General features: G+C 61.7%; 27 protein-coding genes and 1 riboswitch. Of the genes, 12 read left to right on the top strand and 15 right to left on the bottom strand.

Translation table 11 applies throughout. The annotated features are described in order from the left end of the window. Nucleotides 1-167: 167 nt before the first annotated feature. Nucleotides 168-1,229 carry an NAD(P)H-dependent flavin oxidoreductase gene (locus J3P94_RS17005; protein WP_434568908.1) on the bottom strand — a complete coding sequence of 354 codons (1,062 nt, stop codon included), beginning with the start codon at nt 1,227-1,229 and terminating at the stop codon, nt 168-170. A 148-nt stretch (nt 1,230-1,377) separates the two neighbouring features. On the opposite strand from J3P94_RS17005, the gene J3P94_RS17000 reads away from it, so the two are divergent. Beyond that, nucleotides 1,378-1,866: a GyrI-like domain-containing protein gene (locus J3P94_RS17000; protein ID WP_434568907.1), complete on the top strand. Its 489-nt coding sequence runs from the start codon at nt 1,378-1,380 to the stop codon at nt 1,864-1,866. Here the strand turns inward: J3P94_RS17000 and ada are convergent. The 5 genes from ada to J3P94_RS16975 all read right to left on the bottom strand — a co-directional run bounded on the left by ada (nt 1,830) and on the right by J3P94_RS16975 (nt 5,119). After that, nucleotides 1,830-2,903 (bottom strand): bifunctional DNA-binding transcriptional regulator/O6-methylguanine-DNA methyltransferase Ada, encoded by a 1,074-nt coding sequence (ada, locus tag J3P94_RS16995; RefSeq protein WP_434568906.1) that lies wholly within the window; start codon nt 2,901-2,903, stop codon nt 1,830-1,832. The two genes, J3P94_RS17000 and ada, sit on opposite strands and share 37 nt — an antisense overlap. An 87-nt stretch (nt 2,904-2,990) precedes the next feature. After that, nucleotides 2,991-3,668 carry a DNA oxidative demethylase AlkB gene (alkB, locus tag J3P94_RS16990; RefSeq protein WP_434574229.1) on the bottom strand — a complete coding sequence of 226 codons (678 nt, stop codon included), beginning with the start codon at nt 3,666-3,668 and terminating at the stop codon, nt 2,991-2,993. Next, the gene (locus tag J3P94_RS16985) at nt 3,658-4,377 is read right to left on the bottom strand and encodes a 2OG-Fe(II) oxygenase (RefSeq protein WP_434568905.1); all 720 of its coding nucleotides are present in this window, start codon (nt 4,375-4,377) and stop codon (nt 3,658-3,660) included. The genes alkB and J3P94_RS16985 overlap by 11 nt, the downstream gene beginning before the upstream one ends. Nucleotides 4,378-4,615: 238 nt before the next feature. Continuing rightward, nucleotides 4,616-4,786 carry a hypothetical protein gene (locus J3P94_RS16980; protein WP_305495364.1) on the bottom strand — a complete coding sequence of 57 codons (171 nt, stop codon included), beginning with the start codon at nt 4,784-4,786 and terminating at the stop codon, nt 4,616-4,618. A gap of 30 nt (nt 4,787-4,816) precedes the next feature. After that, the gene (locus J3P94_RS16975; RefSeq protein WP_003182962.1) at nt 4,817-5,119 is read right to left on the bottom strand and encodes a DUF1883 domain-containing protein; all 303 of its coding nucleotides are present in this window, start codon (nt 5,117-5,119) and stop codon (nt 4,817-4,819) included. A 204-nt stretch (nt 5,120-5,323) separates the two neighbouring features. On the opposite strand from J3P94_RS16975, the gene J3P94_RS16970 reads away from it, so the two are divergent. Beyond that, nucleotides 5,324-5,674: a hypothetical protein gene (locus tag J3P94_RS16970; protein WP_434568904.1), complete on the top strand. Its 351-nt coding sequence runs from the start codon at nt 5,324-5,326 to the stop codon at nt 5,672-5,674. A gap of 110 nt (nt 5,675-5,784) precedes the next feature. Continuing rightward, nucleotides 5,785-6,015 (top strand): hypothetical protein, encoded by a 231-nt coding sequence (locus J3P94_RS16965; protein WP_305495360.1) that lies wholly within the window; start codon nt 5,785-5,787, stop codon nt 6,013-6,015. Between the two features lie 15 nt (nt 6,016-6,030). Here the strand turns inward: J3P94_RS16965 and J3P94_RS16960 are convergent, their stop codons facing one another. Beyond that, nucleotides 6,031-6,312, bottom strand: a complete 282-nt coding sequence (locus J3P94_RS16960) for a hypothetical protein (protein WP_305495358.1) — start codon at nt 6,310-6,312, stop codon at nt 6,031-6,033. Between the two features lie 106 nt (nt 6,313-6,418). Further along, the gene (locus J3P94_RS16955; RefSeq protein WP_305495356.1) at nt 6,419-6,634 is read right to left on the bottom strand and encodes a hypothetical protein; all 216 of its coding nucleotides are present in this window, start codon (nt 6,632-6,634) and stop codon (nt 6,419-6,421) included. A 232-nt stretch (nt 6,635-6,866) separates the two neighbouring features. On the opposite strand from J3P94_RS16955, the gene galU reads away from it, so the two are divergent. The 4 genes from galU to ahpF all read left to right on the top strand — a co-directional run bounded on the left by galU (nt 6,867) and on the right by ahpF (nt 11,873). Then, entirely contained in the window at nt 6,867-7,706 is an 840-nt protein-coding gene (galU, locus tag J3P94_RS16950; RefSeq protein ID WP_039592970.1) for a UTP--glucose-1-phosphate uridylyltransferase GalU, read from the top strand. Nucleotides 7,707-8,035: 329 nt separating this feature from the next. Next, a complete protein-coding gene (gene gorA / locus J3P94_RS16945) occupies nt 8,036-9,391 on the top strand; it encodes a glutathione-disulfide reductase (RefSeq protein ID WP_434568903.1) in 1,356 nt (451 codons plus the stop codon). Nucleotides 9,392-9,623: 232 nt separating this feature from the next. Continuing rightward, nucleotides 9,624-10,187 (top strand): alkyl hydroperoxide reductase subunit C, encoded by a 564-nt coding sequence (gene ahpC / locus J3P94_RS16940; protein ID WP_011061677.1) that lies wholly within the window; start codon nt 9,624-9,626, stop codon nt 10,185-10,187. Nucleotides 10,188-10,310: 123 nt separating this feature from the next. Continuing rightward, entirely contained in the window at nt 10,311-11,873 is a 1,563-nt protein-coding gene (ahpF, locus tag J3P94_RS16935; RefSeq protein WP_305495341.1) for an alkyl hydroperoxide reductase subunit F, read from the top strand. A gap of 190 nt (nt 11,874-12,063) precedes the next feature. On the opposite strand, the gene gloA is transcribed toward ahpF, so the two are convergent. Continuing rightward, nucleotides 12,064-12,585: a lactoylglutathione lyase gene (gloA, locus tag J3P94_RS16930; protein WP_434568902.1), complete on the bottom strand. Its 522-nt coding sequence runs from the start codon at nt 12,583-12,585 to the stop codon at nt 12,064-12,066. Between the two features lie 193 nt (nt 12,586-12,778). Between gloA and J3P94_RS16925 the strand changes: the two genes are divergently transcribed. Beyond that, nucleotides 12,779-13,315 (top strand): DUF4946 domain-containing protein, encoded by a 537-nt coding sequence (locus J3P94_RS16925; RefSeq protein WP_434574227.1) that lies wholly within the window; start codon nt 12,779-12,781, stop codon nt 13,313-13,315. Between the two features lie 86 nt (nt 13,316-13,401). On the opposite strand, the gene J3P94_RS16920 is transcribed toward J3P94_RS16925, so the two are convergent. The 3 genes from J3P94_RS16920 to J3P94_RS16910 form a co-directional block, all read right to left on the bottom strand. Next, nucleotides 13,402-13,767: a histone-like nucleoid-structuring protein, MvaT/MvaU family gene (locus tag J3P94_RS16920; RefSeq protein ID WP_434574225.1), complete on the bottom strand. Its 366-nt coding sequence runs from the start codon at nt 13,765-13,767 to the stop codon at nt 13,402-13,404. A 204-nt stretch (nt 13,768-13,971) separates the two neighbouring features. Further along, a complete protein-coding gene (locus J3P94_RS16915; RefSeq protein ID WP_434568901.1) occupies nt 13,972-15,534 on the bottom strand; it encodes an EAL domain-containing protein in 1,563 nt (520 codons plus the stop codon). An 85-nt stretch (nt 15,535-15,619) separates the two neighbouring features. Then, the gene (locus J3P94_RS16910; RefSeq protein ID WP_434568900.1) at nt 15,620-16,483 is read right to left on the bottom strand and encodes a LysR family transcriptional regulator; all 864 of its coding nucleotides are present in this window, start codon (nt 16,481-16,483) and stop codon (nt 15,620-15,622) included. A gap of 95 nt (nt 16,484-16,578) precedes the next feature. Here J3P94_RS16910 and J3P94_RS16905 point away from each other — a divergent pair, with 95 nt between their 5' ends. Further along, entirely contained in the window at nt 16,579-17,523 is a 945-nt protein-coding gene (locus tag J3P94_RS16905) for a DMT family transporter (protein WP_434568899.1), read from the top strand. A gap of 251 nt (nt 17,524-17,774) precedes the next feature. Next, on the top strand, nt 17,775-18,851 hold the full coding sequence (gene hppD, locus J3P94_RS16900; RefSeq protein ID WP_434568898.1) for a 4-hydroxyphenylpyruvate dioxygenase: 1,077 nt from the start codon (nt 17,775-17,777) through the stop codon (nt 18,849-18,851). Between the two features lie 156 nt (nt 18,852-19,007). Here hppD and rarD read toward each other — a convergent pair whose 3' ends face one another. The 3 genes from rarD to J3P94_RS16885 form a co-directional block, all read right to left on the bottom strand. Beyond that, nucleotides 19,008-19,892 carry an EamA family transporter RarD gene (rarD, locus tag J3P94_RS16895; RefSeq protein ID WP_434568897.1) on the bottom strand — a complete coding sequence of 295 codons (885 nt, stop codon included), beginning with the start codon at nt 19,890-19,892 and terminating at the stop codon, nt 19,008-19,010. A gap of 152 nt (nt 19,893-20,044) precedes the next feature. After that, the gene (locus tag J3P94_RS16890) at nt 20,045-21,058 is read right to left on the bottom strand and encodes an aldo/keto reductase (RefSeq protein ID WP_305495332.1); all 1,014 of its coding nucleotides are present in this window, start codon (nt 21,056-21,058) and stop codon (nt 20,045-20,047) included. Nucleotides 21,059-21,254: 196 nt separating this feature from the next. Next, nucleotides 21,255-22,565: an MFS transporter gene (locus tag J3P94_RS16885; protein ID WP_434568896.1), complete on the bottom strand. Its 1,311-nt coding sequence runs from the start codon at nt 22,563-22,565 to the stop codon at nt 21,255-21,257. 190 nt (nt 22,566-22,755) lie between these two features. Between J3P94_RS16885 and J3P94_RS16880 the strand changes: the two genes are divergently transcribed. Next, the gene (locus J3P94_RS16880) at nt 22,756-23,880 is read left to right on the top strand and encodes a sugar diacid recognition domain-containing protein (protein WP_434568895.1); all 1,125 of its coding nucleotides are present in this window, start codon (nt 22,756-22,758) and stop codon (nt 23,878-23,880) included. 219 nt (nt 23,881-24,099) lie between these two features. Next, nucleotides 24,100-25,236, top strand: a complete 1,137-nt coding sequence (locus J3P94_RS16875; protein WP_434568894.1) for a glycerate kinase — start codon at nt 24,100-24,102, stop codon at nt 25,234-25,236. Between the two features lie 80 nt (nt 25,237-25,316). Next, nucleotides 25,317-25,548, top strand: a riboswitch (cobalamin riboswitch). The last annotated feature ends 89 nt before the right edge of the window (nt 25,549-25,637 follow it).

Raw genomic sequence — 25,637 nt, 5'->3', positions numbered from 1 at the left:
ATGCCTGGGAAACGGAACGCGGTATTTTGCTGGGAATTTGCGGTGACAGGGCCACCGCCTTCGCGAGCAGGCTCGCTCCCACACTGGATTTACGGTGGATGCGGAATCAGATCCGACACAAAACCCTGTGGGAGCGAGCCTGCTCGCGAAGGCGTCAGTCGACCAAGTCAGCCCTTGAACCGCGCCAGCGCTTCTTCGGCCAAGCGCCGGGTCAGTTCGGCGCTCGGCAGCTCACGCCCCAGGGGAAACGCCTGGCCGGCCCAGAGGTTGGCGAAATCCGCTTCGTCTTTCGCCCGCAGCGGCATCAAGGCGCCGCCCGCCAGGGGGAAAGCCGGCGCGAGCGGGCTCATCGGGCCGACCTCGCGCATCACCCGGTTGACGATGCCCCGGGCCGGGCGGCCGGTGAACAGGTTGGTAACGGCGGTCTGGCTTTCCCTGGCCGTGCGTAGCGCCCGGTGATGGGAAGGTGTGATCTTGGCTTCCGGTGTGAACAGATAAGCGCTGCCCAACTGCACCGCCGACGCGCCCAGGGCAAACGCCGCGACAATCCCGCGCGCGTCGCCGATCCCGCCGGTGGCGATCACCGGCACCTTCACCGCATCCACCACTTGCGGCAGCAGGGCGAACAGACCCACCTGGGTGTTGAGGTCCTCGCTCAGGAACATCCCGCGATGACCGCCGGCCTCATAGCCCATGGCGATGATCGCGTCGCAGCCGTGCTGTTCGAGCCAGATGGCTTCTTCGACGGTGGTGGCCGAGGAGAGGATTTTCGCGCCGGTGGCCTTGACCCGATCCAGCAACGATTTTTCCGGCAGGCCGAAGTGGAAGCTGACCACCTTGGGCCGCAGTTCCTCCAGCACGCGACAGGCCGCGTCATCGAACGGGGTGCGATTGGACACCGGCGTCGGCGCTTCGAAGTCGGCGCCCAGTTCTTCGTAATAAGGCTTGAGCCGCTGTTTCCAGGCCTCGGCCCGTTGTTCATCGAACGCCGGTGGCTGGTGCGAGAAAAAATTCACGTTGAACGGTTTGTCGGTCTGTTCGCTGATGGTCGTCAGCGCCTGGCGCAGTTGCTCCACGTCGAGCATCGCCGCCGGCATCGAGCCCAGCCCGCCGGCATTGCAGGTGGCGACTACCATGGCCGGACCGGTTACGCCGGCCAGAGGCCCCTGGATGATGGGCAGCTCGATGCCGAGCAGGTCGAGAATGCGGGTGTCTGGCCACTGACTCATGTTCGGGTGTCTCCGACGGCAGAAGGAAAGCGTGTTTTTAGCAGGTGTCGCCCGGCCAGGACCAGTCGAGTTTTTCAATCGATGTTCGGGTTTGATCCGGGCAAAGGGATGGGTACCATGCGGCTTCCCCCATCAAGGAGCTCGATCCATGGACGTGAAACTCAAAACTGTCGAACCCTTCACCGTCGCCGGTTTGCAGGTGCGCACCCGCAATGCCGACGAGCAGCAAGGCGACACGGCAAAGATCGGCCCGATGTGGCACCAGTTCTTCACCGAAGGGCTGTTCGACAACGTTCCGGCCCGGCAGTGCGAGTCGTTCGTCTATGGGGTGTATTCCGATTACGAGTCCGATGCCACCGGCTACTTCAACGTGACGGCCGGTGTGCAGGTCGATGCCACGAGCGCAGGTTACCCCGCCGTGGACGTCGAGGGTGGGGACTACCTGGTGTTTTCAGCCAAGGGGCCGATGCCAGATTGCGTGATCCAGGCCTGGGGTCTGATCTGGGCGTACTTCGCCGATAACCCGCAGACCGTGCGCCGGTTCACCACCGATTTCGAGGTCTACAATGCGCCCGACTCGGTGGCGATCTATATCGGCGTTCAGTCTGCGGACGAGCGTTCCAGCGCCAGCAACTGACGCTTGCGCTCGACGCCCCAGCGATAGCCCGAGAGGTTGCCGTCGCTGCGCACCACCCGGTGGCAGGGGATCGCCACGGCGAGGCTGTTGGCGCCGCAGGCCTGGGCCACGGCGCGAACGGCTTTGGGCAGGCCGATGCGCTGGGCGATCTCGGCGTAGCTGGCGGTGCTGCCCGGCGGAATCTCCCGCAGGGCCTGCCAGACCCGTTCCTGAAAGGCCGTGCCGCGCAGGTCCAGCGGCAGGTCGAGGCCCAGGGCCGGCGCTTCGATGAACCCCACGACCTGGGCAATCAACTGCTCGAATTCCCGGTCGGCGCCGATGAGGTTGGCGCGGCGGAATTTGTCCTGCAGGTCGCGCACCAGTGCGTCCGGATCATCCCCCAGCAGAATCGCGCACACGCCACGGTCGCTTTGCGCCACCAGGATCGCCCCCAGGGAGCACTGGCCGACGGCGAAGCGAATGTCGGTGTTCTGCCCGGCGGCGCGGTAGTCGGCCGGTTTCATGCCGAGGACTTTGTCGGCGGCTTCATAGAAGCGGCTGTTGGAATTGAAACCGGCGTCATACAGCGCCTCGGTCACCGTCCCGGCTTCGGCCAGGCGTTCGCGCACTTTGCGCGAGCGGTGGGCGGCGGCGTAGGCCCTGGGCGTCAGGCCGGTGACAGACTTGAAAACGCGATGGAAATGAAAAGGGCTCAAACCCGCGCTCAGCGCCAGTTCATTCAGGCCTGGCAGTTCCTCGGCGGCCTCGATCTGCCGGCAGGCGGCCGCGACCCGGGCGGCCTGTTGCGCGGCGATCTGGGTCTGGTCCCTGGCCACGCGTTTGCTGGGACGATAACCGGCCGCCTGGGCCTGTTCCGGTGTGTCGAAGAATTCGACGTTACGCGGGTTGGGCAGGCGCGACAGGCTGCTGGGGTGGCAATAGATGCCGGTGGTTTTCACGCCATAGACAAATTGTCCGTCGGCGCGCGGATCCCGGGCGAGCACGGCCGCCCAGCGTGGGTCCTGTTCAGAGGCGAGAGTGTTTGAAGTGCTGTTCATGGTCGTTATTCCATTGGCCCGTTTTGCCTACAGTAGCGAGCCGTCCAGGTGGCGACACTCCGGGTCTTGCGGTTGAATTCTGCGCTGTTATCCGGCCATGCGGAACGTCAGATTGATCCGCTGGGCACCCAGCGTCGGATGCTCTCCCGGCTTGAGTGGCAGCACGCCGTGGTAACGCAAGCGATCCACACCGCCCCAGACCACGATGTCGCCGTGGAACAGCGCAATGCGCTGGCTTTTGTCGCTGCGCTCGAACCCGCCGAACTGGAACATCGCCGGCAGGCCAAGGGAGAGCGAGACGACGGGGGCCGTCAGGGAGCGTTCGTTCTTGTCCTGGTGCAGCGACATTCGGGCGCCGGGCACGTAGCGGTTGATCAGGCAGGCATCGGGCTCGAAGTGCTCGAACCCCGCCTGCCGGGCGGCGTTACGGGCCAGTTCGCGAAACAGCTGTGGCATGTCGGGCCAGGGCTGGCCGGTCTGCGGATCGTGGGCCGTGTAGCGATAGCCGCTGCGGTCGGTGGTCCAGCCGAGCGCGCCGCAACTGGTCAAGGCCACCGACATGGTAAAACCGCCGGGCGTGACCATCTGCCGGAATGGCGCCGCTTGCAAGACGCTTTCCAGCGCGGGCAGCACGCGGTCGAGCCAGGGCAGGGCAAACCCGCGTAATACGAAGGATTGCTGGCCGATCTGTTCGACCTCGCCGGGCGTGGTGGGCGGTTGATCGGCGAACAGATCCAGGGTGATGGGCGTGTGGTCATTGCGCATCATGAAAAATGATCCCAAGTGTATGCCGGCGGCCGCTGTGCAAGCGGCTGACGCCATGGCGCAGGTTCACTCGATAATAACCGCGAACGCCTTTGACGGGTCGCTGGTGTACGGCGAACATCACGGCGTCGCCCTGTTTCAGATCGATGACCTGTGGTCGTGACTGCATGCGCGGGCGCTGTTCGGTGAGGACAAACTCGCCGCCGGTAAAGTCCTCGCCCGGCTCCGCCAGCAGGATTGCCACCTGCAGCGGGAATACGTGCTCGCCGTACAGGTCCTGATGCAGGCAATTGTAGTCCTGCGGGCCATATTGCAGCAGCAGCGGCGTAGGGCGTTGTTGGCCGGCGTCGTGGCAGCGCCGGATGAAATCGGCGTGCCGGTCGGGATAGCGCACTGGCAGGCCCATGCAATCGTTCCAGCGATTGGCCAGCGGCACCAGCCGGGCATATAGCGATTGACGTAATTGCTGAACCACCTCGGGCAGCGGATAAGCAAAGTACTGGTACTCGCCGCGTCCGAATCCATGACGGGCCATCACCACCCGGGAGCGAAACAGCCCCGGGTCGCTGTACAAGCCTCGCAGCTGCAGGCACAGCGCTGCCGGAAGCAGCTTGCGAATGATCGCGCAGCCGTCCTGGTCGAGGCTTTGTTCCAGGGCGGGCCAGTCGAGGTCGGCGATGGGGCGGGGCAGGGAGGACTCAGAGGGCATGATTGCAATCCTGAATGGGAGGACTGCCCAGTCTGAGCACTACCGCGTCGCCCGCACCCCGATTCTTGCGGTGTGATGAGCTTTCTGTGGCGAGGGAGCTTGCTTCCGCTGGGTGGCGCAGCCGCCCCAATCAGGCAGATGAAGCCATTATGATGTACCGCGTCAATGCGCTTTACGACTGCTGCGCAGCCGAGCGGGAGCAAGCTCCCTCGCCACGAAAGGCATTTTGTCCCGCCGTTCAGAGTGCCTTGCTGACCTTGAGGTCGCTGATCACATCATCGCTCTCGCCATGCAGCTTCTTCAGCTCTGCCAGGGCTTCTTCCTCGGTGCCATTTTGCAACTGCGCGAACTCGAAGCGGCGTTCGCCGTTGAGCTTGTACTTGATGACGTATTTGGTCGTCTGGGCCACGGTTATTCCTGTCTTCGTCTGGGACGCTGCTCAGCTCAGTTTCGAGCTGGAGCGCCGGATGATCTTGATCTTGTGGGTCAGGGTCGGCTTGCGGGTAACGCTGATGGCGCGACGGTTGACGGTATCGATGGTGATGTTCCAGAAGCCTGTGCTCGGTGCGGTGATCCGTGCCGGGAACGTGTCGAACGCGCCGCCATGGTACGTGTGCCGGCCACCGTTCTTGAAGCTGCGGAAATTGGCGTCGTTCATCAAACGGATGTTGCACATTTGGGAGCATTCGATAACGACGATATCGTCCTCGTTGAGGTGCTCGCGCTGGTGGATGAATTTCAAGGGTGCCTCCAGAAGGGCATTTCTTGCCGGGTCAGGACAGAAGATGAAGCAAATAATGGCGCGCAGTTTATCAGCACCACGGGTTAATATCCGACCCCTGTCCCAGGCTGGGCTGATTTATTACCGGCCACTGGGTAAAAAAGCGCAGCGCAGGGGAGAAAAGCAGTGTTTATGCTGTCGGAGGGTCTTTATCGGAGGAATCGTATGAAGCGCAGCGTGTGGGTATTGGCTTTGGCCCTGAGTGGATGTGCGTCGGTATCGGACATCAACCAGACACCGCCCACCATGAGCGTCATCTCCGGAAAGAAACCCCATGAATACGCCCGGTGTGTTGCCGACAAGCTGCTCGAGAGCCGTGGCCCGCTGCAAATGGAGCCGCATAAAAACGGCGTTCGGGTGATCGTTCCCGGCAAGCTGTCGGCGCTGCCGGCGGCGGTGTTCGACATTGACGAGCGCTCCAGCGGCAGCAGCATCAAGCTGCATGAAAGCATGTCCAACGTGCCCGTGCGCCCCGGGGATGTACAGGACGCGGCCAACGCCTGCATTTCCGGTTGAGCGTGGGCTCGGCCTGACGGATCGCCAGGCATCGGTTAAACTTCCACCCTCGATACAAGAATGCCGCCACGGTCGCCGTTGGCGGCATTGTCATTTATGGAGCCCGGTCAATGAAACGCGAACAGGTGCGCGAGCGCCATGCAGAAGGCCTGATCTGCGCCACCCACGTGATCCAGAACCCTGGGAGCCCGGGCGAGTGGATTGTGTTTTTCAAGAAAAGCGCCGGACGCAGTTTTTTCCTGGTGGACGACCAGGACGAAGTTGAATCCTTCTCTCGGCTCGACGACCTGATCGAGACCTTGCGGGGCCTGGGGATCAAGTTCGCCGAGATTCACATCTAGTTTATTTGCCCACTTTTATTTGCACACCACGACGACACTGCGGCTGCTGAAGTTGCCCACGTCGACCCCCAGAGTCTTTTCGCTTTCCTTGGCTTGTGGTGTGCCGTCGGTGCCGACGATGCGATAACCCGTGCCGGCGCAGGACGCATCGGCTTTTTCGTAGCAGGTCGCCCAGGAATTGGCTTCGCCCGAGCAGTCGATGGCCAGGCCTTGTTCACCGTTGGCCAGGTAGGTTTTTTCCGCCGAGGCACAGCCCGCCAGGGCCAGGACTGTAAACAGCGCCAAAAGTGTTTTCATGGGATCGTCATCGAGAGGGGGGAGGAATGGCGCGAGATTATAGCGAATGGCCATTCCGGTACAGCTAAACCACAGTTCCCATCAAGGCAATGATGGGATGGCCCGACTATTTCTTGCGGCGAGTATTGCGTGCCGGAGCCTTTTCGCGCTCCCGGGGCGCCGGGGCAGAGCGTTCATCCTGGAATACCGCAGCCACTTCCACCGCCATGGCCTTGCTGGGCAAGGGGCCGGCGACCTGTTCACCGTGGTAATTGGTAATCCACCACTGGCCGTCCTTGTCCTGGCTGACCGAGTAACCGTTTGCGTTTGGAGTTGCCGACATCTAATTGCCCCGTTGGCGTGATCAAGGCGGCCATGATACGTCAAAAGCTCGCAAACAGCGCCCATGGGCGTAGAGTGGGACCGCTGGAACCATCGAAGCGAAAGGCGATTGAACTATCCGCCGGTTTATTTCTCTATGATGGCATCGGTTGGCCAGCGTGGGCATTGTAAGGTGCCTGCGGCCTGATTAGACTGCGCCGAAACTCGTACATACCGCCTTTTCAAGGACTTATATGATCAAGAAATGCTTGTTCCCAGCAGCCGGTTACGGTACTCGCTTCCTGCCAGCGACTAAAGCCATGCCCAAAGAAATGCTGCCGGTGGTGAACAAGCCACTGATCCAGTACGGTGTCGAAGAAGCCCTTGACGCAGGCCTGACGGAAATTTCCATCGTCACCGGCCGTGGCAAGCGCGCCCTGGAAGACCATTTCGACATCAGCTACGAGCTGGAAAACCAGATCAAGGGCACCGACAAGGAAAAATACCTGGTCGGCATCCGCAAGCTGCTGGACGAGTGCTCGTTCTCCTATACCCGCCAGACCGAAATGAAAGGCCTGGGCCACGCGATCCTGACCGGTCGCCCGCTGATCGGTGACGAACCGTTCGCCGTGGTGCTGGCGGACGACTTGTGCGTCAACCTCGAAGGCGATGGCGTACTGACCCAGATGGTCAAGCTGTACAAGCAGTTCCGCTGCTCCATCGTGGCGATCCAGGAAGTGGATCCGCAGGAAACCAACAAGTACGGTGTGATCGCCGGCGAGATGATCCGCGAAGACATCTACCGGGTTCACAGCATGGTCGAGAAGCCAAAGCCTGAAGACGCACCGTCGAACCTGGCGATCATCGGCCGCTACATCCTGACTCCGGACATCTTCGACCTGATCGAACAGACCGAGCCAGGCAAGGGCGGCGAAATCCAGATCACCGACGCCCTGATGAAACAAGCCCAGAACGGCTGCGTAATGGCCTACAAGTTCAAGGGCAAGCGTTTCGACTGCGGTGGCGCCGAAGGTTACATCGACGCGACCAACTTCTGCTTCGAGAACTTCTACAAGACCGGCAAGGCTTACTGATAGCCTGCACCGCGCCTTGAAAAAACGCCCCGACTGGTTCGGGGCGTTTTTTTGTGTACAGGAAAGGCACCCGCAACTCATCAATTCGCTAGTACACCCCGTGGGAGCGAGCTTGCTCGCGATAGCGTCGGCACATTCAGCCTTGGTGCAAGCTGGCCCACCGCCATCGCGAGCAAGCTCGCTCCCACAGGGATTGCGCTTGACCTGAGCAATGGCCATCCATTGATCCGATCCAGCTGGCTTTCCCATTTTCCGTCCCCATAACCATCGCAACGCTGCCGCAGCTGGAAACAGCAGGTATGCTGACGGCCTGCCGAAGGAGATGAATGATGGCCTACGATTTTGACCTGTATGTGATTGGCGCCGGTTCCGGCGGTGTTCGAGCCGCACGGTTTGCCGCCGGTTTTGGAGCCAAGGTGGCCGTGGCGGAAAGCCGCTACCTGGGCGGCACCTGCGTGAATGTCGGCTGCGTGCCGAAAAAACTGCTGGTCTACGGCGCGCATTACGCCGAGGACTTCGAGCAAGCGTCGGCCTATGGCTGGACAGCGGGCGAGGCGAGTTTCGACTGGGCCACGCTGATCGCCAACAAGGATCGCGAGATTAATCGCCTCAACGGCATCTATCGCAACCTGCTGGTCAACAGCGGTGTCACGCTGCATGAAGGTCACGCGAAGATTACCGGCCCTCACGAAGTGGAAATCAACGGCCAGCGCCACACCGCACAGCACATCATGATCGCCACGGGCGGCTGGCCGGTGATCCCGGAGATTCCCGGGCGCGAGCACGCCATCAGTTCCAACGAGGCGTTTTTCCTCAAGTCGCTGCCCAAGCGCATGCTGGTGGTCGGTGGCGGCTATATCGCGGTGGAGTTCGCCGGGATTTTCCATGGCATGGGCGCGCAGACCTCCTTGCTGTATCGCGGCGACCTGTTCTTGCGCGGTTTCGACGGCGCGGTGCGCAAACACCTGGCCGAAGAGCTGCAACGCCGTGGCCTCGACCTGCAATTCAAGGCCGACATCCAGCGCATCGACAAGGAAGCCGACGGCAGCCTGAAGGTGACGCTCAAGGACGGTCGCACGCTGGTCACCGATTGCGTGTTCTACGCCACTGGCCGCCGCCCGATGCTGGACAACCTCGGCCTGGAAAACACCGGCGTCACGCTGGACGACAAGGGTTTTGTGCAGGTCAACGAAAAGTACGAGACCGCCGAGCCGTCGATCCTGGCGATTGGCGACGTGATCGGTCGCGTGCAGTTGACCCCCGTCGCACTGGCCGAAGGCATGGCAGTGGCGCGGCGCCTGTTCAAGCCCGAGCAATACCGTCTGGTGGATTATCGGATGATTCCCACAGCCGTGTTCAGCCTGCCAAACATCGGCACCGTTGGCCTGACTGAAGAGCAGGCCCGGGAGGAGGGCCATGAGGTGCAGATTTTCGAAAGCCGTTTCCGGCCGATGAAGCTGACTCTCACCGAGTGCCAGGAGCGCACGCTGATGAAGCTGGTGGTCGATGCCAGCTCCGACAAGGTGCTGGGTTGCCACATGGTCGGGCCGGACGCCGGGGAAATTGTCCAGGGCCTGGCGATCGCCCTCAAGGCCGGGGCCACCAAGCGCGACTTCGACGAGACCATTGGCGTGCACCCAACCGCCGCCGAAGAATTCGTCACCATGCGCACGCCAACCGCCTGATTGGCGCCTGCGAACCAAGGCTGTGATCCATCGGTCCAGCCTTGTGAACTGTTTGGCAACTGCCACGATCAACAAAGGGTCGCCTGTGGCAGGTCCACAGATTTCTTCTATCTATATAGATTCCTGATAGCCAAAACCAATCATTCGCATGAGCTTTGCCAATGAGCCAGCGGCGGCATGAGTGGCTAAGATTCACTTCATCAACTTCTCAACCCCTGACGGAGAGTCAACGATGCCTATCATCAACAGCCAAGTTAAACCGTTCAAAGCTACCGCTTTCAAAAACGGCGCATTCGTCGAAGTCTCGGACGCCGACCTGAAAGGCAAATGGTCTGTCGTGTTCTTCTACCCGGCTGACTTCACCTTCGTTTGCCCAACCGAACTGGAAGACCTCGCCGACAACTACGCCGAGTTCCAGAAGCTGGGTGTCGAGATCTACAGCGTGTCGACCGACACTCACTTCGCCCACGCTGCCTGGCACAACACCTCGCCAGCCATCGGCAAGATCCAGTACACCATGATCGGCGACCCGACCCTGGCCATCTCCCGCAACTTCGACGTGCTGATCGAAGAAGCCGGTCTGGCGGATCGCGGTACTTTCGTGATCAACCCGGAAGGCCAGATCAAGATCGTTGAAATCAACGACGGCGGTGTAGGCCGTGACGCTTCCGAGCTGCTGCGCAAGATCAAGGCTGCTCAGTACGTTGCTGCCCACCCAGGCGAAGTCTGCCCAGCCAAATGGAAAGAAGGCGAGGCCACTCTGGCTCCGTCCCTGGACCTGGTCGGCAAGATCTAAACCAGTGCGTTATCCGAGGGCGATTCGCTCTTAGCCAAGTAAGCCGCTTCGCCCCAAAAAACGCCCGGGCGAGATTCGCTCGGGCGTTGTTTTTTCTGAAATTCAAACATGGAAATCGCCCGTATGTTGGACGCCAATCTTAAAGCTCAGTTGAAGTCATACCTGGAACGGGTCACCCAGCCGATCGAGATCGTTGCATCCCTCGACGACGGTGCGAAATCCCAGGAAATGCTTGCATTACTCAAAGACGTTGCCAGTCTTTCCAACCAGATTACCTTGCTCGACAACGGTACTGATGCGCGCAAGCCATCGTTCTCGTTGAATCGCCCGGGAGCCGATATCAGCCTGCGCTTCGCCGGCATTCCCATGGGGCACGAATTCACTTCGCTGGTGCTGGCCCTGCTGCAAGTCGGCGGCCATCCTTCGAAGGCCAGTGTCGAAGTGATCGAACAGATCCGCTCGCTCAAGGGCGAGTTCAACTTCGAGACGTATTTCTCGCTGTCGTGCCAGAACTGCCCGGACGTGGTCCAGGCGTTGAACCTGATGGCGGTGCTGAACCCGAACATCCGTCACGTCGCCATCGACGGCGCGCTGTTCCAGGCCGAAGTCGACGAACGCCAGATCATGGCGGTGCCGAGCATCTACCTGAACGGCGTCAACTTCGGCCAGGGTCGCATGGGCCTGGAAGAAATCCTCGCCAAGATCGACACCAGCGGCATCGAGCGTCAGGCCGAGAAGATCAGCGCCAAGGATGCTTTTGATGTACTGGTGGTCGGCGGTGGCCCGGCCGGTGCTTCGGCAGCGATCTACGCGGCCCGTAAAGGCATCCGCACCGGCGTCGCGGCCGAGCGTTTCGGCGGCCAGGTGCTCGACACCATGGCGATCGAGAACTTCATCTCGGTCCAGGAAACCGAAGGCCCAAAACTGGCCGTCGCCCTGGAAGAGCACGTCAAGCAGTACGACGTCGACATCATGAACCTGCAACGTGCCGACGCTTTGGTCGCTGGCAAAGACGGCGGGCTGCATGAAATCAAGTTCGCCAGCGGTGCGAGCCTCAAGGCCAGGACCGTGATCCTGGCGACCGGTGCCCGCTGGCGTGAAATGAACGTGCCGGGCGAGCAGCAATACCGCAACAAGGGCGTGGCGTACTGCCCGCACTGTGACGGTCCGCTGTTCAAAGGCAAGCGCGTAGCGGTGATCGGCGGCGGCAACTCCGGCGTCGAAGCGGCCATCGACCTCGCGGGTATCGTGGCTCATGTCACCTTGCTGGAGTTCGACGTGCAATTGCGTGCCGACGCGGTGTTGCAGCGCAAACTGCACAGCCTGCCGAACGTGACGGTGATCACCAACGCCCAGACCACCGAAGTGACGGGCGACGGCCAGAAGGTCAACGGTTTGCGCTACAAGGACCGTCCAAGCGGTGAAGTGCGCGACGTGACGCTGGAAGGCATCTTCGTGCAGATCGGCCTGTTGCCAAACACCGATTGGCTCAAGGGCACCGTCGAGCTGTCGCCGCGTGGCGAGATCATCGTCGATGCGCGCGGTGAAACCTCGATTCCGGGTGTGTTCGCCGCCGGTGACGTGACCACCGTGCCGTACAAGCAGATCGTGATCGCCGTGGGCGAGGGTGCCAAGGCTTCGTTGAGCGCCTTCGATCACCTGATCCGTACGTCCGCCCCGGCCTGACGCCAGCCGCTGGAAAAACAAACCCCATGGGCCACGGCTCATGGGGTTTTTTTTGGATCATGCATAACCCTGTGGGAGCGAGCCTGCTCGCGAAGCGGTGTGTCAGCTACGTCATTGTCAACTGATCCGCCGCCTTCGCGAGCAGGCTCGCTCCCACAAGGGCTCCACCATAAGGAGAGGGCCGTGAGGTCTACAGCGGTGCAGGCTGAATGATCTCGACCCAGTAGCCATCCGGGTCCTTGATGAACGCCAGGCTTTTCATGCGGCCATCGCTCAGGCGCTTCTGGAAGTCGCAGCCCAGCGCTTCGAAGCGCTCGCAGGCGGCAACGACGTCCGGCACCGAGATGCAGATGTGGCCGAAGCCGCGCGGGTCGCTGTTACCGTTGTGGTAGGCAAACGCCGGATCGTTTTCGGTGCCATGGTTATGCGTCAGTTCGAGGATGCCGGGGATCGACTTCATCCACTCGGTACGTGCCGCGGCGTCTGCCGGGATCTGGCTCTTGTCGACCAGTGCGAGGAAGTAAAGGCTGAATTCGGCTTCGGGAAAGTCGCGTTTTTCCACCAGCGAGAAACCCAGTACACGGGTGTAGAAATCGAGGGACTTGGTGATTTCCTTGACCCGCAGCATGGTGTGGTTGAAGACGAATCTGGCCGTGGCGGCGTCGGGCTGGGCAGTAACGCCTGGGAAAGTGTCGAGTTCGTGCAGGCTCATGGGCCCTCCGGAAAATAAGTGGGGCAAACGGCGTCGCAACCGGGCTGCGACGGTTCCTGGGCTTGCGTCAGATGGCTTCCTTGCAGGTGCGTCCATGATACGCAAGGCGCACGCCATCGCCAAACCGCGTGTGGCTATTGCCTGGTGCTGCGGCGGGCTTCAGACTTTACGATTCGTCCTTGAGTGCAACGCAATGATTCGACCTTGTCTTACGCTGTTCATTCTCTTGTCAGCCGGCATTGCGAGTAGCGGTGCCCTTGCGCTCGAACTGCAGGTTGCATGGCCATCGGGCTGGGTAGTCGAATCGCTCCCCGCGCAGGCGTCCGCGCCGGCGGCTGCGCAGTCGATCAGTCGTGAACGCGCGACCAAGAACGATTCCGCGGGTAATGCGGTGATGGTGATGGAACTGACAACCACGCCCGTCGAACCCGATCATCAGGTCAACTTGCAAGGTGTGTTGCTGGAGATGCGAAAATCCGTTCAGAAGGATTTTTTCCAGGGCGGTTATCAAAGCGTCTGCAATAAGATTCATTCTTCCCTGTTGGGCGGGACTGCAGCGCTGGAAACCACTTGCACGATCACGCAGAACGGCAGACATGTGTTGTCTCAAACACTTGTTGCTGCGCTAAAAGAGGGCAGGGCGTATGTGCTGTCCTACGCCGGTCAGGCCCAGGTATTTGTTCAAAGCCAGGAGGAAGTTCAGTCTGTAAGAAATAGCCTGAAATTCTAATGCGTCTAATACTCAAGGCTTGATACTGAAGTTGTCCGGCACAAAAAAGCCCTGAACCAGTCAGGGCTTCTCAATAATGCCGATGGTCAACCGCGCAACCAGGAATCAACGGTTTGAGCCCCGTATTGTTCCTTCCACGCTTTCAGGCCGCGGTGGTTGCCGCCCTTGGTTTCGATCAGCTCGCCGGTGTGCGGGTTCTGGTACACCTTGACCACGCGGGCGCGGCGGGTCTTGGTTGGCTTGACCGCCTGCGGGCCGGCCTTGGACGGCTTCGGATCAAGAATGGCGACGATGTCGCGCAAGCTCTTGCCGTAGGTTTTCATCAGCCCCAAGAGCTTTTCTTCAAATTCGATCTCTTTTTTCAGCCCGGCGTCATTCTTCAGAGATTCCAGCTGTTTGAGCTGCTCCTGAAGGGCCCTTTCGGCTGCACGGAATTCAGCGAGTCTGGACAATATCGTTACTCCAATCAAAATGTCTGGCTGATACAAACCGCCAACAAAGCATTAAGCCAAGCGCTTTGCAGCGACTCGATGATAATGACTTCCTGCTCTCTGGCACAGGCAAAAAAATTGTAGTAGTTAATTCAGAAAGTGTAAATCGTAACTTTTTCGTTATGTAACAGGAACAATTGTTCCAACGCGTGTGGCGTGTATCGGTCAATCGAGCGGTGTCGTGGGCGGGTTTTTAGCGGCGGTCAGCGCAGCATTGAAGTCTTGGCCACTAATAGGCCGGCCAAACAGATAGCCTTGTAGAAAGTTGACGTTGTGAGCCGTCAGGTAATCGCTTTGCTCAACGGTTTCGACGCCCTCTGCGACGATCTCCAACTGCAGTTTTCCCGACAACTCGATGATGCTGTCCAGGATATGGCGTGACAGCGCATCGGCGCCGATCATCGCGACGAAGCTTTGATCGATTTTCAGAAAGTCGACGTTGAACTGCTGCAAGTACCCCAGGCTGGAATGGCCGGTGCCGAAATCGTCGATGGCGATCTTGACGCCCAGATCGTGCAGCAGCTCGAACAGTTGGTGGGTCACTGGGCTCGGTTCGATCAGCTCGCGCTCGGTCAGTTCCAGCACCAGCGTGACGACGCCCGGTGGGAACGCGGCCAGGAACTCGCGGCAATCCTCCAGCAGCGCCAGGTCCTTGCAGTGGCGGGCGGTGATGTTGATACCGACATGGAACGGCGCCTCCAGCAGAGGCGCGAGCGGCGCCAGCAATTGCCTGGTCTGCTGCATCAGTGCCTGGGTCATCGGCACGATCAGCCCGCTGTGTTCGGCGAGCGGAATAAACAGGTCCGGACGCACCAGGCCTTCCTTGGGGTGGTTCCAGCGCATCAGCACCTCAACCCCGGCCCAACGCTTGTCGTCGCCGCGCACCACCGGTTGCAGATACGGCACAAACTCCCCGGCCTCGAGAGCGCGTAGCAGTTCATGGCTGGGGGAGGAGGCGCGTTTCTGTGTCCAATGCGCGAGCAGCGCCGCGATGGCGCCGAAGACAATCAGCAGGCTGAACAGCGGCGGATATTCCCGCGTCATGTAGCGCCAGGTTTCCCCTTCATCGAAGCCGGCTTCGACGTTGAAGGCATAGCGTGACGAGGCCAACTCGTTGCGAGCTACCGGCTGGGCAGGCGGCGGGGTTTGCCGAACCTTGCCGTCCGCCGCCAGCCAGCTCGGTCCTACTTGCAGCAACAAACGCGTCTCGCCGCCAATCAGGCGCAGGACATTGGCCAGGTGGAAACCGTCCAGTGTCGCCAGTGCCCCTCGCCGACCCTCGTTGAGCCGGTAGACCAGCAACGCGGTGTCGGGCGTGACCGGGTTGCCGTCCATCAGCCACAGAGTGCCTTGGTGGTAATTGTGCGGGTTGACCGGCTCCTCGAATTCGCCGAACAGCGAGCTGCAATACAGCGTGTCGTCCCATATCAGGTTGGTCGAACGGACGAAGGGCCGGCGGGTCACCTGGTCACGCAGGGCCAGTTTTACCGCTTCGCAAGGTTGACCGGCCAGGGGCAGCAGTGCGCGCGCCGCCAGCGCGGTATTGTCGAGCATCAGCTCGACTTGCCGGACCAGCTCTCCCGCGGTCTGGCGGGCCTGCTGTTGCAATGTCCGTTCGGCCTGGATATGGAGAATGCCCACCCCCGAGAGCACCGGCAGCACCCCGCAGAGCAGGGTGATCAGATTGCGACGGGACCGCTTGCGTATCTGTGTGGCGGACAATGGCATCGGTACGACCTTGTTGAGCCTGGGCGGGGGACAGCGTCGATGATAGACGGCCAGGCGGTTGCGCGCCCGCCGGCCTCCAGGTGGCTTATGGTTGCCGGGCCACTTCGATAAACGCCAGCGTCGCGGGCGAGGCCTGGCGGCTGTCCAGCACCGCAAGGCCGATCTGGCGCGGAACGCGCGGCGACAAGGGACGTACGACAAACCCGGGATTTTCCATGGCTGGCAGCGAACCCTCGGAAACCACGGTCACGGCTTCGCCCCGGCTGACCACATCCAGCGTGCTGAGCAGTTGCGAACAGCGATAGCGGATATTCGGCGTGAGCCGGGCGGCGCTGAACAGCCGCCGGACCACTTCCGAGGAGCCGGCCTCGGTGAGTATGAAGGGGTCGTTGCACAGCGCCTTGAGCTCCATGCAGGCGCGCTCGGCGAGGGGATGATGGGTGGGCAGCAGGGCGACCATCTGGTCTTCCATCAAGGCGAACGTATCGAAACGTTCCTCGGGCAGGACCACGAAACCGACGTCGATCCGTCGTTCATCCAGCCATTGCAGCACTTGCCGGTCCGGCCCTTCATCGATGTGCACTTCGATTCCCGGATGCAGGGTGCGGTACCGCTGCAGGATGGCGGGCAGCAGTTTCATCGACGACGTCGGTCCGAACGAGCCGATACGCAGGGTCCCACGGCGCATGCCGCGGGCATCCGCGGCCTCCTGTTGCAGGGTGTTGGCCAGGCCGAGCATGGCCCGGGCACGCAGCAACAATTGCTGGCCGATGTCGCTGAGCTCGACAAGGGATTGATGACGCCTGAACAGTTCGACGCCCAACTCCTGTTCCAGGGATTTTATCGCGTGGGACACCGCTGACTGGCCGATGCCAAGGCGTGTCGCGGCCGCGGTGAAACCTTGCAGTTCGGCGACCAGCGAAAAGATTTCGAGTTGGGTGAGGGTCATGAGTAAACGCTCATTTTACGATGATGTTTCATGAGCGGAACAATACGCCATCCCAGCGACACACGGGACATTGATTAATCTCCTAGTGGTGGACTATGAAAGCCCTGGAACAAACTGCCTCGACACCCTCGGACCTGCCGGTCTACCTCAAGCTTGCGATGGTCACGATGATCTGGGGCGGCACCTTTGTGGCCGGTAGGATCCTTGCCGATGCGCTGACGCCGATGTTCGCCGCCAGCTTGCGTTTTCTCCTGGCGAGCATCGCGTTGTTGCTGTTTCTCGGCGTCGCCGGTATCCCCCTGGCCAGGCCCGGCTTGAAGCAGGGCCTGCAGCTGGCCGCGCTGGGGTTCTTCGGGATTTTTTTCTACAACCTGTGTTTCTTCCATGGCTTGCAATACATCAACGCATCGCGCGCCTCGTTGATCGTCGCGTTGAACCCGGCAGTGATCGGCTTGGCCTCCTGGTGCTTGTTCAAGGAACGGTTGGGCCGCTTTAAAGTCGCCGGTATCGTGCTGTGCATCGGCGGGGCGGGGTTGGTCATCATCAGTCGCGAACCGGCGCTGTTGCAGGCGACGGAACAGGCTTGGCGCGGGGATCTGCTGATTTTCGGCTGTGTGCTGGGGTGGGGCATCTATTCGCTGTTTTCCAAAGGCCTGAATGAGAGTCTGGGTCCTTTGCAGACAGTGACCTGGTCGATCCTGCTGGGCACGCTGATGTTGTGGCTGGCGTGCGCAGCCGGCGGTGAGGTCCGCTTCGAGGCATTGCGCGGGCTGGATCTCAGGCAATGGTTGAGCCTGCTGTACCTCGGCGTGCTGGGTTCGGCCCTGGCCTATATCGCCTGGTATCAGGGCATCCGCCGGATCGGTGCGACGCGTTCCGGCGTCTTCATTGCGCTCAACCCGCTGACGGCGGTACTGCTGGGCGCGATGCTGCTCGACGAACGGCTCACTTTGTTGATGTGCGTAGGCGGCGGGTTGATCCTGGCGGGGATCTTCCTGTGCAACAAACCGCTTGCACGTTCGGCAAAAAAGACGATTTGATACCTGAGGCGGACAAATCTGGTTACGCTGTGTAGAATCGGGTTACGCATATAAGAATAAGGTCTTCTGGCAGCAGAAGCCTCGCCCACAATAGCCTTGGGTCGACAATGAAGATACTTGGGTTTCAACTGATCTATGGCGACTTCCTCGCCCGCAGTGTCCGCGGCATTTCCTGCGCGCCGCCCCGCGTCCTCAGCATCACTGGCAACTAACGTTTTTTTGTTAATTGATAAGTTTGATGAGGCGCCGACATGGCAGATCTATACGAAAACCCGATGGGCCTGATGGGCTTCGAATTCATTGAGTTCGCATCCCCGACCCCGAATACCCTGGAGCCGATCTTCGAGATCATGGGCTTCACCAAGGTGGCCACCCACCGTTCCAAAGACGTGCACCTGTACCGCCAGGGCGCGATCAACCTGATCCTCAACAACGAACCGCACAGCGTGGCGTCCTACTTCGCGGCCGAGCACGGCCCGTCGGTGTGCGGCATGGCCTTCCGCGTCAAGGATTCGCAAAAAGCCTACAAGCAGGCCCTGGAACTCGGTGCCCAGCCGATCCACATCGAAACCGGCCCGATGGAGCTGAACCTCCCGGCGATCAAAGGCATTGGCGGCGCGCCGCTGTACCTGATCGACCGTTTTGGCGAAGGCAGCTCGATCTACGACATCGACTTCGTCTTCCTCGAGGGTGTCGATCGCAATCCGGTGGGCGCCGGTCTGAAGATCATCGACCACCTGACCCACAACGTTTATCGCGGGCGCATGGCCTACTGGGCCAACTTCTACGAGAAGCTGTTCAATTTCCGCGAGATTCGTTACTTCGACATAAAGGGCGAATACACCGGCCTGACTTCCAAGGCCATGACAGCCCCGGACGGCATGATCCGCATCCCGCTGAACGAAGAGTCATCCAAGGGCGCCGGGCAGATTGAAGAATTCCTGATGCAGTTCAATGGCGAAGGCATCCAGCACGTGGCCTTCCTGACCGACGACTTGATCAAGACCTGGGATGCGCTCAAGAAGATCGGCATGCGCTTCATGACCGCGCCGCCGGACACCTACTACGAAATGCTCGAAGGCCGCCTGCCGAACCATGGCGAACCGGTGGCGGAGCTGCAATCGCGGGGCATCCTGCTGGACGGGGCCTCGGAGCAGGGCGACAAGCGCCTGTTGCTGCAGATCTTCTCGGAAACCCTGATGGGGCCGGTGTTCTTCGAGTTCATCCAGCGCAAGGGCGACGATGGCTTCGGCGAGGGTAACTTCAAGGCGCTGTTCGAATCGATCGAGCGTGACCAGGTGCGGCGTGGTGTACTCACTACCGAGTAAACCCGACAGGTAAAAAAGCCCGCCCGGCAGTGATGCCGGGCGGGCTTTTTGTTGTCGATGCAAGACCCCTGTGGGAGCGAACCTGCTCGCGAAAGCGCTGTGTCAGTCACCTAAGCCTTCGCGAGCAGGCTCGCTCCCACAGGGGCGGGGGCAGCCTCAAGCCCGGCGCCGCTGCCGCACCAGGTGCCTGAAGCCTTCCAGTACCAGCACGGCCACCGCCATCCAGATGGGGATGTAAGTCAGCCATTGCTCAGCCTGGATGCTTTCCCCCAGCAGCAGTGCCACGCCCAGCAGCAACACCGGCTCGACATAGCTCAACAGCCCGAACAGGCTGAACGGCAGCAGTCGGCTGGCGATGATGTGGGCCACCAGCGCCGAGGCACTGATCACGCCAAGTCCCGGGATGAGCAGCGAAAGCCGAGGGTACTGGTTGAAAATCGCGAAACCTTGTCCACCGCTCTGCACGAACCAGAACGCCAGGGGCAGCATCAGCGTCATGTCCAGCCAGAGCCCGCCCAGGTTGTCGGTGCCCAGGCGCCGGCGCAGGACGAAGTAGATCGGATAGCCCATCACCACAAGCAAGGTCGCCCAGGAAAAACCGCCCACCCGGTAGAGTTCGTTGAGCACGCCCAGCGTGGCGAAGAACACGGCGATCTTTTGCAGGCGGGAGAGCCGCTCGCCGTAGACGATACGCCCGGTAATGACCATCGACAGCGGCAATAGGAAATACCCCAGCGATACGTCCAGGCTGTAGCCGTTGAGCGGCGCCCACATGAACAGCCACAGTTGCACTCCCATCAAGGCCGAAGACACCGTCGCGCCGATCAGCAGGCGCGGTGTGTCGACCAAGCGCCCGACAAGTTGCCTGACGAGTGTCCACTCCCGTGCCACCAGCATGAATGCGGTCATGCATGGCAGGGTGAGCAGCATGCGCCAGCCGAAAATTTCCATCCCGGTCAAGGGGTCGAGCAATGACGTGTAGTAATACAGGACCGCGAACAGGGCGGAGGCCGATACCGATAGAGCGATGCCTTTGGACACTGATGCCTCTTGTTATTGGAATTGCAGCAGGGAGTTGTTTACCCGTGGCGAGGGAGCAAGCTCGCGCTGGGCCGCGTAGCGGACTCGAAATAGCGGCTGCTACGCAGCCGAGCGGGAGCAAGCTCCCTCGCCACAGGGTCATGCGTTGAATATCACGACGTATGCGGCACGCGGCCCGGCACGAAATGACTGATGTCGTTGAAACCCGGCGTCGAAGCATGCCCCGGTGTCACCAGCGAATCGATGAACGCTTCGTCATCCGCCGTGATCCGCACCGCTTGCGCCCTGGTGTACGCGTCCCATTGTTCTTCGGTGCGCGGTCCGACGATCGCCGACGTGACGGCACGGTTGTTCAACACCCAGGCAATGGCGAACTCGACGATGCCGACGCCGCGATCCCGGGTGTATTGCTGGATCTGCTGGGCAATGCGCAAGGATTCGACCCGCCATTCGGTTTCCAGGATGCGCTTGTCCTGGCGTCCGGCGCGGCTGTTGGCATCCGGTGCCACATCGGGTGCGTACTTGCCGCTGAGCACACCTCGGGCGAGGGGGCTGTAGGGCACCACGCCGAGGCCGTAGTTCTGCGCGGCGGTGATCTGTTCGGTTTCCGCCTGGCGGTTGACGATGTTGTACAGCGGCTGGCTGATCACCGGCCGATCGACGCCCAGGCTGTCGGCGATACGGATCACTTCGGCGATGCGCCAGGCGCGGTAATTCGACAGGCCCCAGTAGCGGATCTTGCCCTGGCGAATCAGATCGCCGATGGCCGACACCGTGACCTGCAATGGCGTGTTGTGGTCTTCGCGGTGCAGGTAGTAGATGTCCAGGTAATCGGTGCCCAGGCGCGTCAGGCTGGCCTCGATGCCGTTGAAGATATGCTTGCGGCTCAAGCCGCTGCGGTTGGGCACACCGTCCGGCGGGCCGAAGCCGACCTTGGTGGCGAGCACCCACTCGTGGCGCCGGCTGGCAATCGCCTCGCCGACGATTTCTTCGGAACGGCCGTTGGTGTAGACATCGGCCGTGTCGATGAAATTGATGCCCTGGTCCCAGGCCTTGTCGATGATCCGCAGCGAATCTTCGGTGCTGGTCTGTTCACCGAACATCATCGTGCCCAGGGTCAGCGTCGAGACTTGCAACCCGGAATGGCCCAGCGTGCGGTAGCTCATGGACAAGATCCTTTTATCGATGGGAAAGGTCCCATCAAATACCAGAACCGCCGTGTGGATCCAACCGTTTTATCCAAACGGCACAAATCAACTGTGGGAGCGAGCTTGCTCGCGAAGGCGTACTTCCAGGCACCCTCTACAGTGACTGACACAGCGCTTTCGCGAGCAGGCTCGCTCCCACAGCAGGCAAACCGCGTCAGCCCCGCAGGGTGCGCGTCATGCGCAACGCCAGCAGGCTGCCGCAGACAATCACTGCCGCCAGCACATAGAGCGCCGCATCGGTCGAGCCGGTGGCGTCCTTGACCCAGCCCACCAGGTACGGACTGAGGAAGCCGGCCATCTGGCCCATGGAATTGATCAGCGCCAGGCCGCCGGCCGCCGCCCCCGCGCTGAGCAGGGCGGTGGGCACCGGCCAGAACATCGGCAGGCCGGTGAGGGCGCCCATGGTGGCGATGGTCAGGCCGAGGATGGCGATGGCCGGCGTAGTGGCGAAATTGACGGCGATCAGCAGCCCGACCGCACCCATCAGCATCGGCACGACCAGATGCCAGCGGCGCTCCTTGTGCAGGTCCGCCGAACGGCCCACCAGCAGCATGAACACCGCCGCCAGCAGATAGGGGATCGCACTCAGCCAGCCGATCACCAGGTTATCGCTGAAACCCAGGTTCTTGATGATCGACGGCAGCCAGAAGTTGATCGCGTACACGCCGCTCTGGATACAGAAGTACACCAGGCCGAAGGCCCAGATCGCCGGGTTCTTGAATACGGCTGCCAGGGAATCGGTAGTGGTCTTCGGCTTGTTGGCCAGGTCTTCGGCATGGTCGGCGGTGAGCACGGCGCGCTCATGGTCGGTCAGCCACTTGGCATTGGCGAAGGTGTCGCTGAGCAGGAAGAACGCCAGGCCCCCGAGGATCACCGTCGGCACGCCTTGCAGCAGGAACATCCACTGCCAGCCCGCCAGGCCACCCTGGCCAGCGGCGAAATGGTTGAGGATCCAGCCGGAAAACGGGCTGCCGAGCAGGCCGGACACCGGGATGGCCGACATGAACAGCGCCATGATCCGGCCGCGACGGAACGTCGGGAACCACTGCGAGAGGTACAGCACCACGCCAGGGAAGAACCCGGCCTCGGCTGCGCCAGTGAACAGCCGCAAGGTATAGAACCCGGTCGGGGTGGTGACGAACAGCAGGCAGGTCGACAGCGTGCCCCAGGTGATCATCATCAGCGCGATCCAGCGCCGCGGGCCGAATTTTGTCAGCGCCAGATTGCTCGGCACGCCACACAGCACGTAGCCGATGAAGAAGATCCCGGCACCAAGGCCGTACACGGTTTCGCTGAATTTCAGCGCATCGAGCATCTGCAACTTGGCGAAGCCAACGTTGACCCGGTCCAGGTAGTTGAACAGGTAGCAGATGAAGATGAAGGGGATCAAGCGCAGGGTGATGCGCTTGTAGACGGTATTTTTTTCGTCGGGGGTAGCCAGGAGGGCTGCTGCGCTCTGGGACATGGCGGGTCTCTCTTTATTATGATTTTGGCGTGCCAAGGGGTAACGTTGACCGCCCCTTGAGTCTCGGCCAGCCTGAGGGCCCGTGTCTTTGTGCCGGGGCACAGGGTTTGGGCGTGGACCCTGTGCGGCTGACCAATCGCGCTGAAGCATTACGCCCAAAACCAAGAACCCTGCTCACAAGGAATCGCCCATGTTCGAACTCGATCACGACCTGGCCCAGGACATCGTCGACCGGGCGATGGCGATTCTGCCCTATAACGTCAACGTCATGGACAACCAGGGCCTGATCCTAGCCAGCGGCGAGCGCGAGCGCATCAATACCCGTCACGAGGGTGCGCAGCTGGTCTTGGCGAATGGGCGAGTGGTGGAAATCGACGAGCACACCGCCGTGCACCTCAAGGGCGTGCAGCCGGGAATCAACCTGCCGTTGATGCTCGACCAGCGGCTGATCGGCGTGCTCGGTATCACTGGCGAACCCGCGCAGTTGCGCACCTACGCCGAACTGGTGCGCATGACCGCCGAAATGCTGCTCGCCCAGCGCAATCAGCAGGCCGAGCAGCAATGGCGGCGCCAGCGTTGCGATGATTTGCTGGCGCTGCTGCTGGGTGATGCCGGGGATTCGCCACGGTTGCTCGACGAAGCCCTGCAGATGGGCCTCAAGCCGCAGCTGTCGCGGGTGCCGTACCTGTTTGAATTGGGCCAGGAACATGGGCCCGGGCAAACCGTCGAGGCGCTGAGCGCGTGGCTGATGTCGCGCTACCCGGACAGCTGGTGCCTGACCTCGTCCAAATCTTCTTTGCTCTGGTGCCGGCCGGTCACGGCTTCGGTGGAGAACGAGCGCTTGCTTGGCAAGCTCGACGGGCTGGGCTGGAACATCCTCAGGGTGGCGGTGGGCGGTCAGGCCGAGGGTCTGACCGGCCTGCGCCGTTGCTACCGGCGTGTGGCGGACCTGCTTGCCTACGGCCGTGATGTCCTGCCGCAGTCACGCCTGTTGATCCTCAATCGTTATCGCCTGCCGGTGCTGCTCTGGCGCCATCGCAGCGACGATGCGCTGGACGAGTTGCTGACACCGCTGCGCAAGGTGATCGCCAAGGACAACAACGGGCAACTCCTGGCGACCCTGCGCAGCTGGTGCGAACACGACGGCCAGAGCCAGGCCTGCGCCGACGCGCTGGGCATCCACCGCAACAGCCTGCGCTATCGCATGGAACGCATCGCCGAGCTCAGCGGCGTGGACCCGCTGCGGCTGGATGGAATGCTGGCGCTGTATCTAGGCGTCCAACTGTTGCCCCATGATCAAAATTATCCGGCGTGATCCCTTCGCGAGCAGGCTCGCTCCCACATTGGATCTGCTGTGATCCCATATCCAGTAGAAATACTTGTGGGAGCGAGCCTGCTCGCGAAGAGGCCAGCAATGCCGAACCGCCATTTTTGTGAAATTGACCAATAATGCCCAAGGAGTTTTGTGCGGCGGACCGGCGTCAGGGCTGCGGTCAGCTGGCAGCATGCTGTGCATCGGAACCGGAGAACAAAAATGAAAATAATCATCGCCCCCGACTCGTTCAAGGACAGTCTCAGCGCCCAGGGCGTGGCGGACGCGATTGCCCAGGGGTTGGCTGAGGTCTGGCCGGATGCGCAGTTGATCAAATGCCCAATGGCCGACGGCGGCGAAGGGACGGTGGAGTCGGTGCTGGCGGCGTGCAACGGCCAGTGGCGTCGCACCCTGGTTCGCGGGCCCTTGGGCGCCGCTGTCGAGGCCCGCTGGGGCTGGCTGCCCGACAGCGGCACCGCGATCATCGAGATGGCTGAGGCCAGCGGCTTGCAATTGGTGCCGCCGGGACAGCGTGACGCGTGCTCCAGCAGCACCTTCGGCACCGGCGAACTGATTCGCGCCGCCCTCGATGAGGGTGCCCGGCGCGTGATCCTGGCGATCGGCGGCAGTGCCACCAACGACGGCGGTGCCGGGGCGATGCAGGCTCTGGGCGTGGCGCTGCTGGACGCACAGGGCCAATCGCTGCCGCCCGGCGGCGTGGCCCTGGGCAAACTGGCGCGCATTGGCCTGAGCGAGTTGGACCCGCGCCTGGCCGGGGTGCGTTTCGAGATCGCCGCCGACGTCGATAACCCCTTGTGCGGGCCCCACGGCGCTTCAGCGGTGTTCGGCCCGCAGAAGGGAGCTTCTGCCGAGCAGGTGCAGCAACTGGATCGCGCGCTGGGGCATTTCGCCGAACACTGCGCCCAGGCGTTGCACCGGGACGTGCGCGACGAACCGGGCAGTGGCGCCGCCGGAGGCCTGGGATTCGCCGCCAAGGCCTTTCTCCAGGCCCGGTTTCGCACCGGCGTGGAAGTCGTGGCGCAATTGACCGGCCTGGCCGAGGCGATCAACGGGGCCGATCTGGTCATCACCGGCGAAGGCCGTTTCGATGCGCAGACCCTGCGCGGCAAGACGCCTTTTGGCGTGGCCCGCATTGCCCGGCGCCAAGGTGTACCGGTGGTAGTCATTGCCGGCACGTTGGGGGAGGGTTACCAGGCGCTGTATGAGCATGGCATCGATGCCGCCTTTGCCCTGGCGAACGGGCCAATGACGCTGCAAGAAGCCTGCACCGATGCGCCACGCCTGTTGGCCGAGCGCGCGCGGGACATCGCCCGGCTCTGGCGCGTGGCGGCCCGCTAGATCGGCCGTGCCGGTGCCGACGATAAGGCACCGGCCCGCGGAGTTTGCCTCAGGGACATTGACCCGCCCGCGCACCCTGCGTAGCCTTGCGCCTTCGAGGTTCTTTGGCGTACGCCGAAGCTAAGAAGGGAACGCGGTCCAAGCCGCGGCTGCCCCCGCAACTGTGAACGGTGCTGTTTCTGCAAGGCCACTGTGCATGCCCTTTTTCAACGGGCGCACGGGAAGGCGCAGCAAATTGTCGGTCCAGGCTTTGTATGAAGCGTGGACCGGCCCGCCGTCAGCCAGGAGACCTGCCTCGACAACAGATTCTCACTACAACCGGGCGGGGTGATCCGGTGGCGAAATCTTCCGCGCGCGTCTGTGCCAGCGGTTGTCGTCCCGTTTGCCCGCCACCTTGCCAA

This window comes from Pseudomonas sp. Z3-8 (assembly GCF_051131975.1).
In the GTDB taxonomy this organism is placed as follows: Bacteria; Pseudomonadota; Gammaproteobacteria; order Pseudomonadales; family Pseudomonadaceae; genus Aquipseudomonas.
Note: the sequence above shows the minus strand (reverse complement) of the source record. Positions and strands in the feature narration are given on the sequence as shown.

Coding starts and splice junctions, on each gene's coding strand:
- J3P94_RS17005 (WP_434568908.1), bottom strand. CDS start 1,229: ATGAGTCAGTGGCCAGACACCCGCATTCTCGACCTGCTCGGCATCGAG.
- J3P94_RS17000 (WP_434568907.1), top strand. CDS start 1,378: ATGGACGTGAAACTCAAAACTGTCGAACCCTTCACCGTCGCCGGTTTG.
- ada (WP_434568906.1), bottom strand. CDS start 2,903: ATGAACAGCACTTCAAACACTCTCGCCTCTGAACAGGACCCACGCTGG.
- alkB (WP_434574229.1), bottom strand. CDS start 3,668: ATGCGCAATGACCACACGCCCATCACCCTGGATCTGTTCGCCGATCAA.
- J3P94_RS16985 (WP_434568905.1), bottom strand. CDS start 4,377: ATGCCCTCTGAGTCCTCCCTGCCCCGCCCCATCGCCGACCTCGACTGG.
- J3P94_RS16970 (WP_434568904.1), top strand. CDS start 5,324: ATGAAGCGCAGCGTGTGGGTATTGGCTTTGGCCCTGAGTGGATGTGCG.
- J3P94_RS16965 (WP_305495360.1), top strand. CDS start 5,785: ATGAAACGCGAACAGGTGCGCGAGCGCCATGCAGAAGGCCTGATCTGC.
- J3P94_RS16960 (WP_305495358.1), bottom strand. CDS start 6,312: ATGAAAACACTTTTGGCGCTGTTTACAGTCCTGGCCCTGGCGGGCTGT.
- J3P94_RS16955 (WP_305495356.1), bottom strand. CDS start 6,634: ATGTCGGCAACTCCAAACGCAAACGGTTACTCGGTCAGCCAGGACAAG.
- galU (WP_039592970.1), top strand. CDS start 6,867: ATGATCAAGAAATGCTTGTTCCCAGCAGCCGGTTACGGTACTCGCTTC.
- gorA (WP_434568903.1), top strand. CDS start 8,036: ATGGCCTACGATTTTGACCTGTATGTGATTGGCGCCGGTTCCGGCGGT.
- ahpC (WP_011061677.1), top strand. CDS start 9,624: ATGCCTATCATCAACAGCCAAGTTAAACCGTTCAAAGCTACCGCTTTC.
- ahpF (WP_305495341.1), top strand. CDS start 10,311: ATGTTGGACGCCAATCTTAAAGCTCAGTTGAAGTCATACCTGGAACGG.
- gloA (WP_434568902.1), bottom strand. CDS start 12,585: ATGAGCCTGCACGAACTCGACACTTTCCCAGGCGTTACTGCCCAGCCC.
- J3P94_RS16925 (WP_434574227.1), top strand. CDS start 12,779: ATGATTCGACCTTGTCTTACGCTGTTCATTCTCTTGTCAGCCGGCATT.
- J3P94_RS16915 (WP_434568901.1), bottom strand. CDS start 15,534: ATGCCATTGTCCGCCACACAGATACGCAAGCGGTCCCGTCGCAATCTG.
- J3P94_RS16910 (WP_434568900.1), bottom strand. CDS start 16,483: ATGACCCTCACCCAACTCGAAATCTTTTCGCTGGTCGCCGAACTGCAA.
- J3P94_RS16905 (WP_434568899.1), top strand. CDS start 16,579: ATGAAAGCCCTGGAACAAACTGCCTCGACACCCTCGGACCTGCCGGTC.
- hppD (WP_434568898.1), top strand. CDS start 17,775: ATGGCAGATCTATACGAAAACCCGATGGGCCTGATGGGCTTCGAATTC.
- J3P94_RS16890 (WP_305495332.1), bottom strand. CDS start 21,058: ATGAGCTACCGCACGCTGGGCCATTCCGGGTTGCAAGTCTCGACGCTG.
- J3P94_RS16885 (WP_434568896.1), bottom strand. CDS start 22,565: ATGTCCCAGAGCGCAGCAGCCCTCCTGGCTACCCCCGACGAAAAAAAT.
- J3P94_RS16880 (WP_434568895.1), top strand. CDS start 22,756: ATGTTCGAACTCGATCACGACCTGGCCCAGGACATCGTCGACCGGGCG.
- J3P94_RS16875 (WP_434568894.1), top strand. CDS start 24,100: ATGAAAATAATCATCGCCCCCGACTCGTTCAAGGACAGTCTCAGCGCC.